2 protein-coding genes are annotated in these 2,494 nt (G+C 40.4%); both read right to left on the reverse strand.

Features of this window, described 5'->3' with window-relative positions:
• The coding region (locus VMY36_03250) for an FAD-dependent oxidoreductase (protein ID HUV42888.1) at positions 1-1,093 on the reverse strand (1,093 nt) is incomplete at its 3' end.
• 28 nt (positions 1,094-1,121) lie between these two features.
• Positions 1,122-2,459, reverse strand: coding sequence for a fibronectin type III domain-containing protein (locus tag VMY36_03255; GenBank protein ID HUV42889.1), 1,338 nt, complete (start codon positions 2,457-2,459; stop codon positions 1,122-1,124).
• Between the last annotated feature and the right edge of the window lie 35 nt (positions 2,460-2,494).

Here is a 2,494-nt window from a genome sequence, read left to right on the forward strand (position 1 = left end):
TATGCGAGGGGATAATTTGGGAGTAGTGAGTGGGAATAACAGGTTGAGCGAAGAGATTGGCTGAAAGCTGAAAACTGATAACTGAAGACTGATCAAAATTTGGATTGATTTTTTTAAGATAGGGAAGGAATTCTTTTAAGACCTGTTCTTTAGTCATCTTGAAATAAGGATGGTTTTGAGGATAGTAGCCGCCGACATAAACGAGATGGTTGTTTCCATAATTTTTTTTATCAATAAAATTAGTCTGTTCAACAACGGCGACAAAAGGGAAGCCTTCTTCATTAATATTTAACCAATAAGTATTTTCTTCTAGAAATTTTTTCTTGAGCTCCAAAATTAAGCTTATAGCTCCTAACATCTTAGGCAGTTTTGTTTTCGGGAAAAATTTATTGGTAGGAGCGCTGATGATAATTTTATCAAAGCTTTTAATTTCGTTTAAGCTTTTAATCTCTTGGTTAAGATATATTTTCCCACCTTTATTTTTAATTTCTTCTTCCAACTTATCAATTAATGTTTGAAATCCACCTTCAAGATATCCTAGCCGAGCACTTCTTTTTTTAATTCTTGCCCAAAACCAAGCCATTGAAACCTTTTCTATCTGATGACCGAATTTAGATTTCAGTAAAGGCTGCCATAGAGTTTTATAGACTTCTCGACCATAATATTTTTTTAGCCAACTCGAAGCTTTGTTTTTTTCTAAATTTTGCCAGCGAGGATTAATTTTCAGAAAAAGAGTAATAAGGCCTGTCCTTAGCCTGTTAGGAAGATTAATAGGAGGAAATCTTAAAGCCGAAAAAGGTGAGTCGAACTGATAAATTCTCTTATTCTTGAAAATTGATGTTTTTGGTCGAAGATAAAAGAGCTTTTTTTCTAGCTCCAGTTCTTTAATCAAATTTTTGGCGTGATCGTCACTAGTAAAAAGGTGATGATAGAAGAAATCAAGATGCCAACCCCAATTTTTCTTTTTAAAACCAGCCGCTAGGCCACCAGAGAATTTTTCTTTTTCAAAAATTGTGATTTGGTGGCCTTTTCTTGAAAGCTGGTAACCAGCGGTTAAGCCTATTATTCCCGCGCCAATAATGGCAATTTTCATGAGGCCATTTTAACATTTCCAGCTGAGCTTAGGGAGAGAAGAGGAAATTTTTAAGGAAAAATCCAACTAAAATTAATCCGCTGCCGAGAATAAAAACTAAGAAAGTTGGCATCATGAAGCCAGAGTCAGGAACCCCAGACTCAGTGGAAGGCATTTCTGTTCTTGGTGCTGTTGTTGGTGTAGGCGTTGAGGTGGGTAAAGGGGTAGTCGTTGCTGAAGGCGTCGCTGTGTAAGCAGGCAAATCACTTTCGCCTGCAGCTAAAACAGTGAAGGTTCTGCTGACAGTTTGACCACCATAAGTAATTTTGACTGTGTGAGTGCCTGGTTCTAAATCCGTAGGTGGTGACCAGTCCCAACTACCTTCATCGTTAACTTTAATTGTTCCGGTGTAGGAGGGTGACTCGACGATAATTTCGACTAATTTGCCCGGTGGCCCGGTACCAGTAAACTCTGGTTTGAGGGCATTAAGGTCTTCACCTTGTTCAGGGTCAATAATACTCAGTTCGCCAGTTGGAGTGGCGGTCGGAGTGGGTTCTAACTCAGGGCTAAACCCTGAGGGAGTTGAGGTGGGACTGGGAGTCAGAGAAATTTCCGCCGGAGGCGTAATTTCTGGAGGTTCAGTGTACTGGCGAAAGTCATCACTTTTTCCTAAAGTGATTTGGGGAACAGGGTTATCATTCTTAGTGGTGGTGATTACCGAAGAATGTCCTAGGCTACCGCCTTCAACCAGAATATCGATCACTTGGGCCTCTTTGTCATATTCAATAAATAAGGCCAAGTCGGTGGTTCTGGCGGTATTTAAGGGAATAAGCCAGCTGCCTGATGACCTTACAAGAACAGAGAGAGGAGAGGTGTTCGCCATTGATAAATAAACAATCGCTCCTTCGACTGGTGTGCCATCAGACTTTTTTACCGTTCCTGAAGCAACGTCGCTCGGCGGCAGTAATCCTTGGGCAACGGGAGCAGATTTAGCTTCGTAGGGTTTACCTTGAGTGGGAAAGATTTTCCCTGCAGAACCAATCTTAAAAAAGTAGTTTGTGTTTGGTTTCAGATTGACTAAAGTCACATAATGAGTGGTAAATGAGCCGGTTTCACCCGAGACTTGATCTCGATCATCAGCTAAGGTTACATCTAAGGATGAGGCCTCACCATATTTAACGAAACCACTCGTCTCCTTTTGGGTGGTCCAAGATATGGTGAAAGAATTATCAGAAATATTGGTTACTTTAATTTGATTAGGAGTAGTCTCTGGTGTCGCTCGAAGAAAGATGTTTTGTCCCTGAGTGACAAGGAAAACACCGGCAGCTAAACCAATGATTAAAATAATGATTCCTAAAATGGTTGGTAATCTCTTCACTTTGATCATCAGTCGACTCCTTCAGCTTCGGTAGTAGCCTCTTC

The sequence above is a fragment of the Patescibacteria group bacterium genome, from assembly GCA_035529375.1.
Lineage (GTDB): Bacteria > Patescibacteriota > Microgenomatia > PFEM01 > JAHIFH01 > DATKWU01.